Origin of the sequence: Sphingobacterium corticibacter (assembly GCF_003076635.1) — a bacterium.
Classification (GTDB): domain Bacteria; phylum Bacteroidota; class Bacteroidia; order Sphingobacteriales; family Sphingobacteriaceae; genus Sphingobacterium; species Sphingobacterium corticibacter.
In genome coordinates this window covers 515074-529012 of record NZ_QDKG01000002.1, presented here as the reverse complement: position 1 = coordinate 529012, position 13939 = coordinate 515074, and the positions used below count along the sequence as shown (strand labels likewise).

Below are 13939 nucleotides of genomic sequence, written 5' to 3'. Positions count from 1 at the left end.
TCTTTTAATTAAAAATTTCTTTTGGGTAGATGACGGCATGCTTGACCACTATTTTCGACAATGCGTCTAGATTTGACAAGTCTGATGCGGCCGTAATATCTAGTAATGTACCGTCTTTCGCCAATACGTTTATATTATTCTGAGTTGGGTCGTATGCGCTATTTTGAATAGTCTGCGCATAGACAAAATAATCTACCTCATGATCTTGCAATTCAAAAGTGGCTTGCGTACGCTTTTGCAACTCTTGAAATTCAGTCGCAGTCACGGCTCCGCTACGCATCTCGGTACGGAACAGCTCTCTATTCATCAACTTCGAACACAGTATGCGTAAAATTTTGTCTTCATGAGTGCTCCAAGCCTTGATGGCCGACATAATATCGGTATCATCCAAACGAGTAAACCACGATAGATGAGACTGATCACTCAGAAAATTATCTTTCGTGATGCGTTGATGTAAAAAATGAACCAATGCCGGACTAGCAAATAAAGCTACTCCTTCTTGGGCTAATTCTTTGGCTCTACGTAATGCTTGAAGCAACATCTGCTCGGCAGCGACCACGGTCTTATGCAGGTATACTTGCCAATACATCAGCCTTCGCGCGATCAAAAACTTCTCTACAGAATAGATACCTTTTTGCTCTATGACCAACTGCTCATCCACGACGTAAAGCATTTTGATGATGCGATCAAATGAAATAACTCCTTCTGAAACACCCGTAAAAAAGCTATCGCGATTAAGGTAATCCATCCGATCGGTATCCAATTGACTGGACACCAACTGATGTAGAAATGGACGATTATATTTATTATTAAAGATACAAATGGCTAAATCCAATTTACCCTCAAATGCCTCATTGAGCTGTTGCATCAAAACGGAGGATATCATCTCGTGTGATACGCCTTCGATTATGGTTTGCTCCAAAGAATGGGAAAATGGACCATGCCCAATATCATGTAAAAGAATTGCCGCTAGTGCCGCTTCTTCTTCTTCTTCCGATATTTCCACGTCTTTAGCACGTAAGGTGCTAATAGCCAAGCTCATCAAGTGCATAGCACCAATAGCATGCTGAAAGCGTGTGTGCAATGCACCAGGATACACCAGATGGCTCATGCTGCCTTGCTTGATGTACCGCAACCGCTGAAAGAAGGGATGCTGAATAAGATCATAAATGAAGGCAGATGGAATGGTTACAAAACCATACACCGGATCATTAATTATTTTTTTCTTATTCAATACTTTATAGTCTATTAATATAATAATCTAGCCTTTTTGCCTTACTTTTAAGCGTAATACTGCTCGAATATAACGGCAAAGATACACAGATATGCGTTAATTCTTGTTAAAAAAGCACAACGATTTGATTGTTGAGGCACAGGATGGTTTTCTTCCCCTTATCTTCACCGTTCAAATCATTTTTAAACTTCAGTTGTTGAACTGAATGATTTCCTAAGACAACACACATGCAGAAAACACGTATACTCTGGGCAGACGATGAAATTGAATTTCTGAAGCCTCATATATTATTACTAGAACAAAAAGGATACAAAGTCAAGACCGTAAATAATGGTTACGATGCGGTAGATGCCTTTAAAAGCGATCCATACGATCTTGTTTTTCTCGACGAGAATATGCCGGGGCTTACCGGACTAGAAACACTGAGCATCCTGAAATCGGTCAATGCCTCGATTCCAACCGTATTGGTCACCAAAAACGAGGAAGAACATTTGATGGAAGACGCTATTGGTTCGAAAATCGATGATTACCTTATAAAACCGGTCAATCCTAAACAGATATTACTGACGATAAAGAAGCTAACAGAGAACCGAAGATTAGTTAGCGAAAAAACGTCATTGGCTTATCAGCAAGATTTCCGAAATCTAGGCACTATCATGAATGATGCGCTGAATTATGAGCAATGGATAGAAGCCTATAAGAAACTGTTGTATTGGGAACTATCGCTTGAAAAATTGGAAGATAGCGGCATGCATGAAATCTTAACGATGCAAAAATCGGAAGCCAATGCCCTGTTTGCCAAATACATCGAGAACAATTACTTGGGTTGGATCAATGATCCAGGCAGCGGACCGACACTCTCCCATCACATTTTTAAGAAAAAGGTTTTCCCGACCATGGAAGAGGACCGACCGACCTTTTTCTTTCTGATTGACAACCTGCGGTACGATCAATGGCGCGTGATCAATGAAATCATTACCGAATATTTCCGACTGGAAGAAGAAGACAGCTATTATAGCATTCTGCCAACGGCAACGCAATATGCGCGAAACGCCATCTTTAGTGGACTAACGCCGTTGGAAATGGAACGCCGCTTCCCCGATCATTGGCAAAATGATAATGATGAAGGTGGCAAAAACATGTACGAAGACGTATTCTTGGCTGATCAAATCAAGCGAGTATACCGTAAAGACATCAAGCATTCGTACACCAAAATATTAACGCACGAGCAAGGAAAGGATGTTTTAGAAAATCTAAACAACCTGATGAACAATGATCTGAACGTATTGGTGTACAATTTCGTCGATATGCTTTCGCACGCGCGCACTGATATGGCGATGATTCGTGAATTGGCCAACGATGATGCCGCGTATCGTTCGTTGACCTTGTCTTGGTTCGAGCATTCGCCTTGGTTAGATGTGCTGAAGTGGCTGGCGCAACACAAAGTCCGCGTTATTGTGACGACCGATCATGGCACAATTCGCGTTAAAAAACCGAGTAAAATCGTGGGTGATCGCAACACTAACACGAACTTGCGGTACAAACAAGGTAAAAACCTGAACTATCAGGACAAAGATGTATTTGTGGTCAAAAATCCACACGATGCACAGCTCCCCAAGATAAACATCAGTTCGGTGTATACTTTCGCTAAAGAAGATGCTTACTTTGTATATCCAAACAATTACAATCAATTTGTGAATCATTTCTACGGCACTTTCCAACACGGAGGGATCTCACTAGAAGAAATGATTATTCCATTTGCGACCTACACGCCGAAATAAGTAAATTTGCTTATGGAATACCGCGTAGATACCTTGGCAGACCTCAACGCGGTCGCCAAAAAAATAGTAAAATCATTTTCCGATGCCCGCGTGATCTTATTCTATGGAGACATGGGCGCCGGCAAAACCACGTTCATTAAAGAAATCTGTGCGGAGCTTGGTGTCATTGAAAATACATCTAGCCCCACATTTTCCATTGTGAATGAATACGATTCCACAAACGGCTCTATCTATCATTTTGATTTCTATCGATTACGAGACGAGCAGGAAGCCTTTGACATGGGATATGAAGAATATTTATACTCCGGCAATTACTGTCTCATCGAGTGGCCGGATAAAATCGCCAACCTATTACCTCCAGATTCAAAATCCGTCTACATCAAAGTTACCGGACCTGACAGTCGCATCATCGAACTGATTTAAGATTTTTTAACTTTTTTTCATTTCTGCTGCAACCATTCGTTGAGAAGCCCCGTCTTGCTTATAAAACCTAGTAAAAATTGAAACTGACGAATATTGACATGGTATGGGAGGGCTGCAAAAAGCAGGATCGCAAAGCACAGGAAGCTTTATACCATCATTTTTCGTCGAAGATGTTTGCCGTGTGTTTGCGGTACGCCAAAGATCATCTGGAAGCAGAAGATATGCTACAAATGGGCTTTGTGAAAGTATACACCAAACACCATTTGTATGACGGCGCTGGATCTTTGGAAGGTTGGATTAGGCGCGTGATCGTCAATACCGCGATTGAAGTATATAGAAAAAGGAAGATCATGTATGTCGATCTGGAAGAAGAAGGCACCGGTGCATCAAAGATGGTTAGCACATTTCAGGCCGATCAGACGGCATACAAAGATTTGTTGCAATTGGTCAATCAACTACCCATCAACTACAAAACGATCTTCAACCTGTATGCTATTGAAGGATTCAGTCACAAAGAAATTGCCGACAGCCTATCGATTACAGAAACAAATTCGAAATCGCAACTGTCTAGAGCAAGGAGCTGGCTGAAAGAACGATTACTAAAGATGGATAATATTAGTTAATAATATAAGGAGGAATGGATATGAAAGAGAAAGATCTCGACAAACTGTTTCGTGATGCGCTCGAAAGCGAGCAGGCAACTCCGGGCCCACAATTGTGGGACAAGATCGCGCAGCAGTTGGATGAGGAGGCGGAGAGCGAGGACCGAATCGTCCCACTAATTCCTGCGATTAGCAAAAAACGAAATTACCAATGGGTAAAGTATGCGGCAGCTTGTGCCCTAGTCGGAGTAGGATTATTCGCCTACTTTACGACGCAACAGGAAATCACAGCTCCGCAAAAAGAGATGGCGCATCAGCCGCCGGCACAAAAGGAGGTTGAGCAAATGAACGAAAGCAGTTCTTTTGACGTAGAATCAACTCCTAGCCATATAACGGAAGAAAAGATAGTGGCTTACAGCACAACACCAGTGCATCAGCAAGAATCTGTCAGAGAAATACCGAGCGAATCCGTAAAACAAAAGCACATCGCTTCTGTTGACCAGCCTGAAGTAAATCAGCTGGCGACAATAGAACAAGCGGAAGCTCTAGATTTACCGCCAGTTAGATTGGCGGAGGTCCCAGCGGTAAATCTGCCTACTCGTTTTGTAACCGATGTAGAACCGATCAAGCCACTTATTGAGCCATTTGAAGAGGAGGAGGAAATGATGATTGCAGGCACAGTACGCAAAGCAACGAGCAACGTCATTAACAAAATCATCGACGTGGTGAGTGACAATACACCAACACAGGTAACAAAAGACGTGTATGTACTTAAGGATGACGAAGGTTCTTTCCGACTCGAAATAGGTAATCTCTTCGCCAAAAACAGAACAAAAAAACGCAAATAACGATCACCATATATTTCAACAAAATTACTATGAAAACATATCTATACCTACTGATTGTCGCGATTGCATTCGGGCTTTCAGCTACCACCGCCACACAAGCACAGACACAAGACAGCTTAATTACCGAACGTGATTCCAGCAGAAAAGTAAATATGAATATTACCCTTGGAAAGGGTGACGACGAAGACAATAATAGCAGTAAAAAGAAAGTAAAATACCCATGTATCTTTGGCGGATTGACGTTCACACGCATTGATTGGGGTTTCTCCCGTCCGATGGACAATGGTAGCTTTACCTTCTCGGAAGAGAATCAATTTTTGTCGCACAGCAGAGCCTCTAATTTTGGTTTTGATATTGCACAGTTTGGTGTTCGCTTAGATGATAACTTCAAGATATATACCGCAGCTGGCTTTGAATGGAACTACATGCGATTGACCAACAATGTGATATTGAATCAGAATCAAGCGCCGCTTACACCGACTTTTGTAGATCGCAATGAGGTAAACTACACGAAGAACGTATTGACCTCTACTTACCTACGGGTACCAGTGGCATTTGAATGGCGTAGCGGCCGTAGCCGCGGTGGCGATCGTGTACGCATTGTGGCAGGGCCAATGTTTGGCATCTTATTAAAAGGTTCGCAACGATTGCGCAGCGATGAATTGGGCAAACAAAGTTTTCGGGATACCTACAACCTACAATCTTTCCAGTATGGTGCGCATCTGCGGGTAGGATTTGGTTCATTCGGTGTTTTCACCAAATATTATATGAACGATATGTTCGAACAATCTCCAGATCAAAAAGGTTTCAAGAATTTTGCATTCGGTCTGACCTTGGGTTTCTAGGTAATCATTTCCTGATTTTAAAACCGTATTTTTGTGCCGGATCACCTAAAAGGATCCGGCATTTTTTATGAGCACGACTTCCTCCTCTTGTCAATACGTACCGCAAGACACACAAAAACATGATTTACCTTTAATCTATGTCCATGATGTTTCCTGTGTTTTTGAGGGCAAAGACGATGTCGTTGCGGTCGACCGTGTAAGTGTCGGAATCCAAGAGAATAGCATCACGGCGATTATCGGAGCTTCGGGAAGTGGCAAGAGTACGTTACTAAAATTGATCTACGGATTGCTCGAGCCCACGAACGGGGAAATCCGTTACCGTGGCTGGTTGGTACCAACACGCAAAGACAAGCTCATTCCTGGGCATGAAGCTATGAAGATGGTTTCTCAGAATTTTGACGATCTCAATCTGTACGCGAAAGTGTGGGATAATGTGGCTTCGCAATTATCGAATATCAATCTAGAGTACAAGCAGCGCAAAACAGAAGAAACATTACAAAAGCTACAAATATCCCATCTTGCGCAGAAGCGCGTTGCGGATTTGAGTGGTGGCGAACGCCAACGTGTAGCCATTTGTCGCGCTTTAATCAATGATCCAGAAGTCCTGTTGATGGATGAACCATTTAACCAAGTAGATGCTGCTTTTCGCGATGCGTTGCAACATGATATTAAGCAGATCGTGGCGGATACTGGGCTTACTGTGCTATTGGTTTCTCACGATCCGGCAGAGGTGTTGGCTATGTCCGATCAATTGATCGTCATGAAAGATGGTAAGATTATCGACAGCGGTAATCCGAAGGATTTATACTTCAAGCCGAGCAATATCTACACCGCACAATTATTAGCCAAAAGCAATATTCTCTCTGCATCGCAGGCCCGCGCTTTGGACATTGAGACAGACTCAACGATTGCTATCCATCAAGAAGATATTTCATTGGTTGCGGACGAATCTGCTCGCTGTCAAATTCAAGAAATTAAGTTCCGCGGAATGTATTACGAATACGTCGCAGGCAATGGAGATGTTAGCGTTCGTGCAGCGAAGATTGGAACTCCAACACTCGCCAAAGGCGATAAAGTGCAGGTAAGCTTTGAAAGGTTTATCGAGTTTGGTGGTTAAATAGCGATACAACTCTCTTATTGTAATTATTCTCATGTTTTATCTCCACATTCCTTTCTGTAAACAAGCTTGCCACTATTGTGATTTTCACTTTAGCACACAGTTGGGAGATAAGGATGCGATGGTCAGTGCATTGCTTCGGGAGATTGAGCTGCGCTCAGATTATTTGGTAGATCGTCGTATCCAATCGGTCTATTTTGGTGGCGGCACGCCTTCTCTGTTAGCGGCTTCGGATATTGAGCGTGTGTTAGATAAAATTTCACAACATTTCACCTTAGATCCTCAGGCAGAGATTACGCTAGAAGCCAATCCAGACGATCTTAACCTTTCTAAAATACAAGACCTTCGCACTACGCCAATCAATAGATTTAGCATTGGCATTCAATCCTTTTTCGAAGAAGATCTTCGCTGGATGAATCGTGCACACAATGCGCAAGAAGCAGATGTGGTGATCAAACGCGTGCAGGATGCCGGATTTGATAATATTACGTGCGACCTTATCTATGGTTATCCTTTATTGACCGATGAAAAATGGCACAGTAATATTGATCAGTTAATTAGCTATGGCGTACCACATATTTCCTCCTATGCCATGACGGTCGAGGAGCGAACTGCATTACATCATCAGATCAAAAAAGGGAAGACAAAACCCATTGATGAGGAACAAAGTGCTGACCAAATGGCCATTCTCATCGATAAATTGACAGCGAATGGTTTTGAGCATTACGAAATATCGAACTTCGCCAAAGATGGGAAATATGCGCAGCATAACACGAACTATTGGAATGGCACGCATTATTTAGGCATCGGGCCATCGGCGCACTCTTTCAATGGCACATCACGATCCTGGAATAAAAGCAACAATGCATTGTACATGCGCGGCATTAATAATGACATGCCTGCGTTGGAAAGTGAGGTGCTGAGCACAGAAGATCGCATCAATGAATACATCATGACGAGCCTGCGCACCATGTGGGGCATTCGCAGAGATATAGTCGAGCAGCAATTTGGCGTTGATGTGATGCAACTCTTGCTACAACAAGCTAAACCCTATATCGGTAGTGGAGCGCTTTTGTATGATAACGATACGCTGAAACTTTCTCCAAAAGGCAAACAGCTCGCTGATCTTATTGCCAGTGAGCTGTTTGTCCTATCCGAAGAAGATTAAGAAACATTAATCTCCTCAATCACGCATTTTCTCTCGAATAGTTTGTTCCTTCAAGGATAAACGTTTGTTTGCTTTATATACTTTGACGGCTGATAAAAAGTAGACCAATAATAGAGGGCCAAACACTAAACCCAACAGTCCGAACAACGGGATACCAATAATCACACCTACCACGGTAATGATGGGATGAATATCGCCCATACGTTTTGCAATGATAAACCGCAACACATTGTCGATATTAATCACCAATCCAAATCCCCAAATCAATAAACCTATCGGTTGCCAAGTCATTCCCTGAGAAAACATAATCACCGCCGCTGGAACAAAAATAAGTGGCGGCCCTAATAATGGTATAAAAGACAAAATTGCCGTAATCACTCCCCAAAAGAAGGGATCTGATGCACCAAATATATAGAACCCAATACTGAGACAAGCTCCTTGTACGATAGCAATCAAAGTTTGTCCAATAACATTGGCGTACGTGACATTTTTAAACTCTTCAGCTAGAACTCCCGCACTGGAATCATCAAACGGCAAGTAGAATCGTAAGGACTGCTCAAAACTTTTGTAGCCCACAAACATAAAATAGAGGATAAAATACATTACGGTAATTTCCAGAAATAGATTCGCCGCTCCTCCCAAGGTATTCGTTAATAGACCGCCGATATACGATGAGCTGGATTCCAACTGCTTCTCAATGAAATCTGGCTGACCCAATTTATCACCCGCAAATTGCTTGATGGCACCTACCAAATTATTAATCCATTCTGGATCGCGTTGTAGCTCAATTGCCTTGGAAAACAACATTTTCCCAATTCCATAAAAAGGTAATACAATGATTAAGATGGAAATGATGATGATAAAGATCGCAGACACGGGCTTCGGCCATCTCCAGCGTTCAATCAAAAAGATATTGAGTCCACGAAAAAGCGTATACATGAGCATGGTGCCTAAGAAAGCGCCAAATAAGCCTTGCGTGGCGTACAAGATTATGCCTCCTAATACAAGGACAATGAGCAGAATAATTATATTCCGTTCTTTCTGAGAAAAAACCGGGTTTTCCATGTTAAGTTAAAAAATTTACGATATGATGTTGTTATAACAACAAATTAGAAATTTGGTTTGCGTTTAGCAAGAAATGCATCTACCCCCTCACGGAAATCAGGTGTTCCAAAACTGTCGCCGAAGGCTGCAATTTCACTTTCATATCCATCTTTTTGCTTGTCCAAACCTGCATTTATCGCTTTTATAGCTGCGGCAATCGCGTGAGAAGATTTGCTGTACATCTTTTTCAACAAATCGGTTGATTTGCTTATTAATTCATCGCTACTAACCACATGATTTACTAAGCCCCATTGTTGCGCATCTTGCGCATCAATCATCTCGCCGCTCATGATCATTTCCAATGCTTTTCCACGCCCCGCCAAATCCGCAAGGCGTTGCGTACCGCCATATCCGGGGATCAATCCCAAGGAAACTTCTGGAAGTCCTACTTTAGCGTTATCAGAAGCGATACGAATGTGGCATGCCAAGGCTAATTCCAAACCGCCGCCTAAAGCGTAACCGTTAATGGCCGCGATGACGGGTTTTGGAAACTCATAAATACGATTCATCACTCCGTGCCCCCACTTCGCTAATGCCATCCCTTCTTCCGAACTGTAGTTTTCGAACTCTTTAATGTCGGCGCCTGCTACGAAGGCTTTCTCGCCAGCTCCCGTGATGATGACGCCACGAATAGCGGTATTTTGAAGTAAATCATGCTGAAAAGCATGCTCAATTTCCTCCAGCGTTTCTCTGCTGAGTGCATTTAAAAATTTGGGACGGTCGATCTCCAATAGCGCGGTTTGATCGAGCAATTGGATTTTAATGTTGTTGTACATAACGTATTGGTTTTAGAAATTTAGGGACAGCGAAACGCGGTATCTATCTTGACTAATGTTTGGAAAGTCTCGATGTGTGAGCCTGCGCACATATTCCACGCGCAGCACACGAAGGATATTATCTATTCCTGCCGATGCTTCCCAATAAGGTTTTCCATTCTGGCTTCTCGTTATGGGCAACCCATCTCCGTCTAAATCAAATTCAAGGACTCGATCGCTAAGCGCCGGATCATTTTGTGGACTCATACGTCCATAAAACATTTGTGCTCCCCAAATTTCACGCAACTTTAACCTGCGCAACAACGGAATTTTGTTAAAGATAAAGCCATTTAACGCATGCTGAAAACCGAACTTTACATATTGGTCTGCCGCGAACTCCATGCTGTTCATCAAATCATAGCGAATTTCGTGCCGACCGTCCAATTCTTGCTGCCTAACATTGGGCATGTGTAGCAGCGTGTAAGGCAACACGCCCCAAATTTTGCCCCCCGTAACTGTTATATCTGCAAAACCAAATTGATCTAAGAATAATCGGCGTGATACCGAAGCCTTGATCATATCATAATCATACGGCGCATCCAAAAAACCTTTCAGCCCTTTATTATATTGTATTGTAAATACCGGATGGCGTTCGATGATGGTGCTTCGGGTTAAGTTTCGATAATAAAATCGTTCGTAAGGTGCCCAACGCAAAATCACTTCTGCATCATTGGTATTAATATCACGCACAGCAAGGGTTGGATCGCCCGAACTAATTAATCGAAAATCGCCGATGGTTCTTCGTCTGATATGGCTAAAGGCTGTGGCAATGGAGAAATGATTTCCAAATTCCACGACATGACCCAATCGGTACGCATCAGTCATAAACCATTTAGTCGGCCGATTGCTTCTAAACGATTCGAAGAAACTATCCCCGCGCAAGAAGCTAGGCTGTCGCCCTGGCTCTAAAATATCGTGTTGGATCGTACCTTCTATATAATGCGCTGGAAAAGTGGCAATATTGCCGCCATCCAAAGATACAGCCGTTCGCAAGAAATATTTCAGATCATTGTCACGCGTACCATAAGCCACGTATCCTTCTAAATACATCTTTTCGGACAGCAGTGGTGTTGTCCTACCACCGAAACGAATGCGGTTACCTTCAATATTATTTCGGCTATACGTGTACTCTAATGGCCCCAGCTCGAATTCATTGAGGTTATAATATCCTTGTGCAATCAGATATCCAAAGGCCAAGGTGGATCTAAAAGCAGCATTCTCCTTAAGTCGATTAATATTTTCATAGGTGTTTCTTTCAAACACCGTAAGTGGTATCGGTCTATTAGGAATAAATGCGCTCACATTGGGTATCACTTCGATTGGCGGCCCGCCAAATACTGAGTTGTCAATCGGACTATCTAAGTCATAATCGCAATGTATACTCATTCGCTCAGCATACATAGCTTGATTATTCTCCGATCCAAAAGATACGCCAACATGAGTATTATCTAACAGCATTACGCCATCTGCTGTCGGAGAATAATTTAACTCCAAATCTACCGAACTAATCCAATTGATATTAGCCGACGTTCCGAGGTGTAATTCGGCGCGCTTTACGGCATAGCTTCCGTCCAATGCGACCTGCAACTTGCCTCGAAATAATAAATCCTTATCATTGCGCGGTACAAATTCTAGCTCCAGAAATTCACCATATTCATTCTTGACGGTATCTATTACAAAATATTTGTAAAAGGTCTTTCCGCTGTTGGCAATGGGGCTCAATATTAGCTTGTCGAGCATGAAGATACTTTCATCATAAATATCTATCGGCTGCAACACATAATTGATGTAAGATTGGATGTTGGGATTATTCACATAACGCTGATCAAATTCTGTTTTGATCTGGTGTTCAATCCGGCGTTTGGAGCGCGATGGATTTCGTTGGCTATATACTTTGGCTAGGTTTTCTTCTTGATAAACCCCTAACAATTTCTTCCCTGGCAGCGTGAGACTATCCATATAATCCGTCGGAAAGTTGACCATTGCTAGCGTACGTTTCAAGAGTTTTGGGGGGTCTACAATCCCAATCTTAATCTTATCATACTGTTCAAATTGTATACGTGCATTTCCAGAGAGGCGGTTTTGTGATTTGTAACGGATGACCGAGTCGATCAGCTCCACAGCAGGGTTATCTTTATTGGAATATCGTCGGTTTGAACGAATCGTAATGCCATCAATAAGCGTACCTTCGGTTCGCAGTGAAATCAAGTTGGGTTCTTGTTCGCTTACGCGCAACACTTTTGTTGCATAGCCAATAGAGGTAAGCTCCACCTGCGCATAAGATTTGTCCAAAAGTAAGACAAAACGCCCAATAGAGTCCGTGGATGCGCCTGTATTGCTTCCCAATACACGCACCGACACTCCCATCAATTTATTTCCCGAATCTTCGTCTACGACTACACCTTGGATTCTATGCTGTCCAAATACGGCAGGTGTTAAACACGATATCAAGAAAAGCAGGTATATATATCTAATCGCTAACGCCCTTATAGTCATGTATCCTCAATGCTCACTCTGATAAAGATACAATTTGTTCGCAGAGTTAATCGCTTATAGAGGAAAAACTTATTTCTTTGTTAACGTTCGCTTTGGCTTCACATTTACAACAAATTGATCAGCCATTCTGGGTAGACGCCTACCGCTAAAGTCAACAGGATCGAAATGGCAAATATGATTTGAAAATTCAAAGGCACTTTAATCGCCGAAGTTTCGACTTGATCACCTACAGATTTGAAATAAAGATGCACGACCACACGCAAATAGTAGCATACACCGATGACCGCATTGATCGCAGCCAATACCAATAGTAAGGTATGGTAACTTTCCATCACCCGGCCAAACATCATAAACTTTCCGATGAAACCTGCGGTCAATGGGATACCTGCTAACGACAGCATAGCTACGGTAACGACAAAAGCCAAGAATCGGTTTTGCTTGGCCAATCCATTAAATGATTCGAACTGATCAGTACCAATTTGTCTTTTCACCAAAATAAGTGCTGCAAATGCCACAACGGAAGCGAGTGAATAAGCCAATCCATAGGTGAGGATCGCCGATGGCGAGAGACTTCCTATCGAAAGAATAGCAAACAACATATAACCCGCATGTGCGATACTAGAATAGGCGAGCATGCGCTTGAAGCTAGATTGTACTAAGGCGGAGATATTACCCACAAATAGCGTAATGATCGCAATGGTTAGTAGTAATGGTTCCCAGAAACCGTCTAACGGCACCATCACCATAGAAAACAACCGCAAGAAACCGGCAAAAGAAGCTACTTTTACCACTGTGCTCATGTAAGCCGTGATTAAAATTGGCGATCCATCGTACACATCTGGAGTCCAGAAGTGAAATGGCGCTGCGCCCACTTTGAAACATAAGCCCACCAACATCAATAAAATTCCTGCAAAGAATAATGGCGAGATCTGATGATCTGGCGTGCTGCGCACGTACTGTTGCAATTCGTTCAGATCGAAGGATCCGGTAGCACCGTACATCAGCGTAATACCAAACAGCAGAAATCCGGTAGAGAATGCACCCATCAAGAAATACTTTAATGCTGCTTCGTTGGAAGCGCGGTCTTTCTTTCGAATGCCTACCAAGATGTATAAAGCGACGGACATTACCTCTATACCAATAAATAGTATGGCAAAGTTGTGATAAGCACACACCAATAAAGCGCCTACTAAGGAGAATAAGATTAGGGCATAATATTCTGCTACATTTTCGCTGATCGCCTTAAAATAAGCTTTGGAAAGCGATAATACTAAGCCAGCGATAAAGATGCACAAAATCGAAAATGCAATCGCATAATGGTCAAACAACACCATTCCGCTGTATTGTGGCGCTGCCATTTGATTCCAGCCGTACCACTCGAAACCGATGGCTAATGCTAAGCCCGCTAAGGTGACCGGCAGCAGCGCACTTTTGGCCTTAAAGAGCCCTAAGTACAAAAGCAGTATTGCCAATAATGAAAGCGTGATAATTGCACCCATAATGTCT

General features: G+C 42.6%; 12 protein-coding genes. 7 read left to right on the top strand and 5 right to left on the bottom strand.

Going from position 1 to position 13939, the window contains the following annotated elements:
- Positions 1-4 precede the first annotated feature (4 nt).
- On the bottom strand, positions 5-1234 hold the full coding sequence (locus tag DC487_RS08315) for an HD domain-containing protein (RefSeq protein WP_116775491.1): 1230 nt from the start codon (positions 1232-1234) through the stop codon (positions 5-7).
- 227 nt (positions 1235-1461) lie between these two features.
- Between DC487_RS08315 and porX the strand changes: the two genes are divergently transcribed.
- From porX to hemW, 7 genes are all read left to right on the top strand, one after another.
- Entirely contained in the window at positions 1462-3015 is a 1554-nt protein-coding gene (gene porX, locus DC487_RS08310; RefSeq protein WP_116775490.1) for a T9SS response regulator signal transducer PorX, read from the top strand.
- A gap of 12 nt (positions 3016-3027) precedes the next feature.
- Positions 3028-3438 carry a tRNA (adenosine(37)-N6)-threonylcarbamoyltransferase complex ATPase subunit type 1 TsaE gene (gene tsaE / locus DC487_RS08305; protein ID WP_116775489.1) on the top strand — a complete coding sequence of 137 codons (411 nt, stop codon included), beginning with the start codon at positions 3028-3030 and terminating at the stop codon, positions 3436-3438.
- Between the two features lie 77 nt (positions 3439-3515).
- Positions 3516-4061: an RNA polymerase sigma factor gene (locus DC487_RS08300; protein WP_116775488.1), complete on the top strand. Its 546-nt coding sequence runs from the start codon at positions 3516-3518 to the stop codon at positions 4059-4061.
- A gap of 20 nt (positions 4062-4081) precedes the next feature.
- Positions 4082-4888 carry a hypothetical protein gene (locus tag DC487_RS08295; protein WP_133228463.1) on the top strand — a complete coding sequence of 269 codons (807 nt, stop codon included), beginning with the start codon at positions 4082-4084 and terminating at the stop codon, positions 4886-4888.
- Positions 4889-4917: 29 nt separating this feature from the next.
- Complete coding sequence (locus DC487_RS08290) at positions 4918-5733, top strand: outer membrane beta-barrel protein (RefSeq protein WP_116775486.1); 816 nt, start codon at positions 4918-4920, stop codon at positions 5731-5733.
- A gap of 67 nt (positions 5734-5800) precedes the next feature.
- Positions 5801-6850, top strand: coding sequence for an ABC transporter ATP-binding protein (locus DC487_RS08285; RefSeq protein ID WP_116775485.1), 1050 nt, complete (start codon positions 5801-5803; stop codon positions 6848-6850).
- A gap of 34 nt (positions 6851-6884) precedes the next feature.
- Positions 6885-8018 (top strand): radical SAM family heme chaperone HemW, encoded by a 1134-nt coding sequence (gene hemW / locus DC487_RS08280; protein ID WP_116775484.1) that lies wholly within the window; start codon positions 6885-6887, stop codon positions 8016-8018.
- Positions 8019-8033: 15 nt separating this feature from the next.
- Here hemW and DC487_RS08275 read toward each other — a convergent pair whose 3' ends face one another.
- From DC487_RS08275 to DC487_RS08260, 4 genes are all read right to left on the bottom strand, one after another.
- On the bottom strand, positions 8034-9083 hold the full coding sequence (locus DC487_RS08275) for an AI-2E family transporter (protein ID WP_116775483.1): 1050 nt from the start codon (positions 9081-9083) through the stop codon (positions 8034-8036).
- A gap of 44 nt (positions 9084-9127) precedes the next feature.
- On the bottom strand, positions 9128-9898 hold the full coding sequence (locus tag DC487_RS08270) for an enoyl-CoA hydratase/isomerase family protein (protein WP_116775482.1): 771 nt from the start codon (positions 9896-9898) through the stop codon (positions 9128-9130).
- Positions 9899-9910: 12 nt separating this feature from the next.
- Positions 9911-12388, bottom strand: a complete 2478-nt coding sequence (locus tag DC487_RS08265; RefSeq protein WP_165799046.1) for a DUF5686 family protein — start codon at positions 12386-12388, stop codon at positions 9911-9913.
- Positions 12389-12537: 149 nt separating this feature from the next.
- The gene (locus DC487_RS08260) at positions 12538-13932 is read right to left on the bottom strand and encodes an NADH-quinone oxidoreductase subunit N (RefSeq protein WP_116775480.1); all 1395 of its coding nucleotides are present in this window, start codon (positions 13930-13932) and stop codon (positions 12538-12540) included.
- Between the last annotated feature and the right edge of the window lie 7 nt (positions 13933-13939).

Excerpts from the sequence above, each read along its gene's own strand:
- porX (WP_116775490.1), top strand. The coding sequence starts at position 1,462 with ATGCAGAAAACACGTATACTCTGGGCAGACGATGAAATTGAATTTCTG.
- tsaE (WP_116775489.1), top strand. The coding sequence starts at position 3,028 with ATGGAATACCGCGTAGATACCTTGGCAGACCTCAACGCGGTCGCCAAA.
- DC487_RS08295 (WP_133228463.1), top strand. The coding sequence starts at position 4,082 with ATGAAAGAGAAAGATCTCGACAAACTGTTTCGTGATGCGCTCGAAAGC.
- DC487_RS08290 (WP_116775486.1), top strand. The coding sequence starts at position 4,918 with ATGAAAACATATCTATACCTACTGATTGTCGCGATTGCATTCGGGCTT.
- DC487_RS08285 (WP_116775485.1), top strand. The coding sequence starts at position 5,801 with ATGAGCACGACTTCCTCCTCTTGTCAATACGTACCGCAAGACACACAA.
- hemW (WP_116775484.1), top strand. The coding sequence starts at position 6,885 with ATGTTTTATCTCCACATTCCTTTCTGTAAACAAGCTTGCCACTATTGT.
- DC487_RS08275 (WP_116775483.1), bottom strand. The coding sequence starts at position 9,083 with ATGGAAAACCCGGTTTTTTCTCAGAAAGAACGGAATATAATTATTCTG.
- DC487_RS08270 (WP_116775482.1), bottom strand. The coding sequence starts at position 9,898 with ATGTACAACAACATTAAAATCCAATTGCTCGATCAAACCGCGCTATTG.
- DC487_RS08260 (WP_116775480.1), bottom strand. The coding sequence starts at position 13,932 with ATGGGTGCAATTATCACGCTTTCATTATTGGCAATACTGCTTTTGTAC.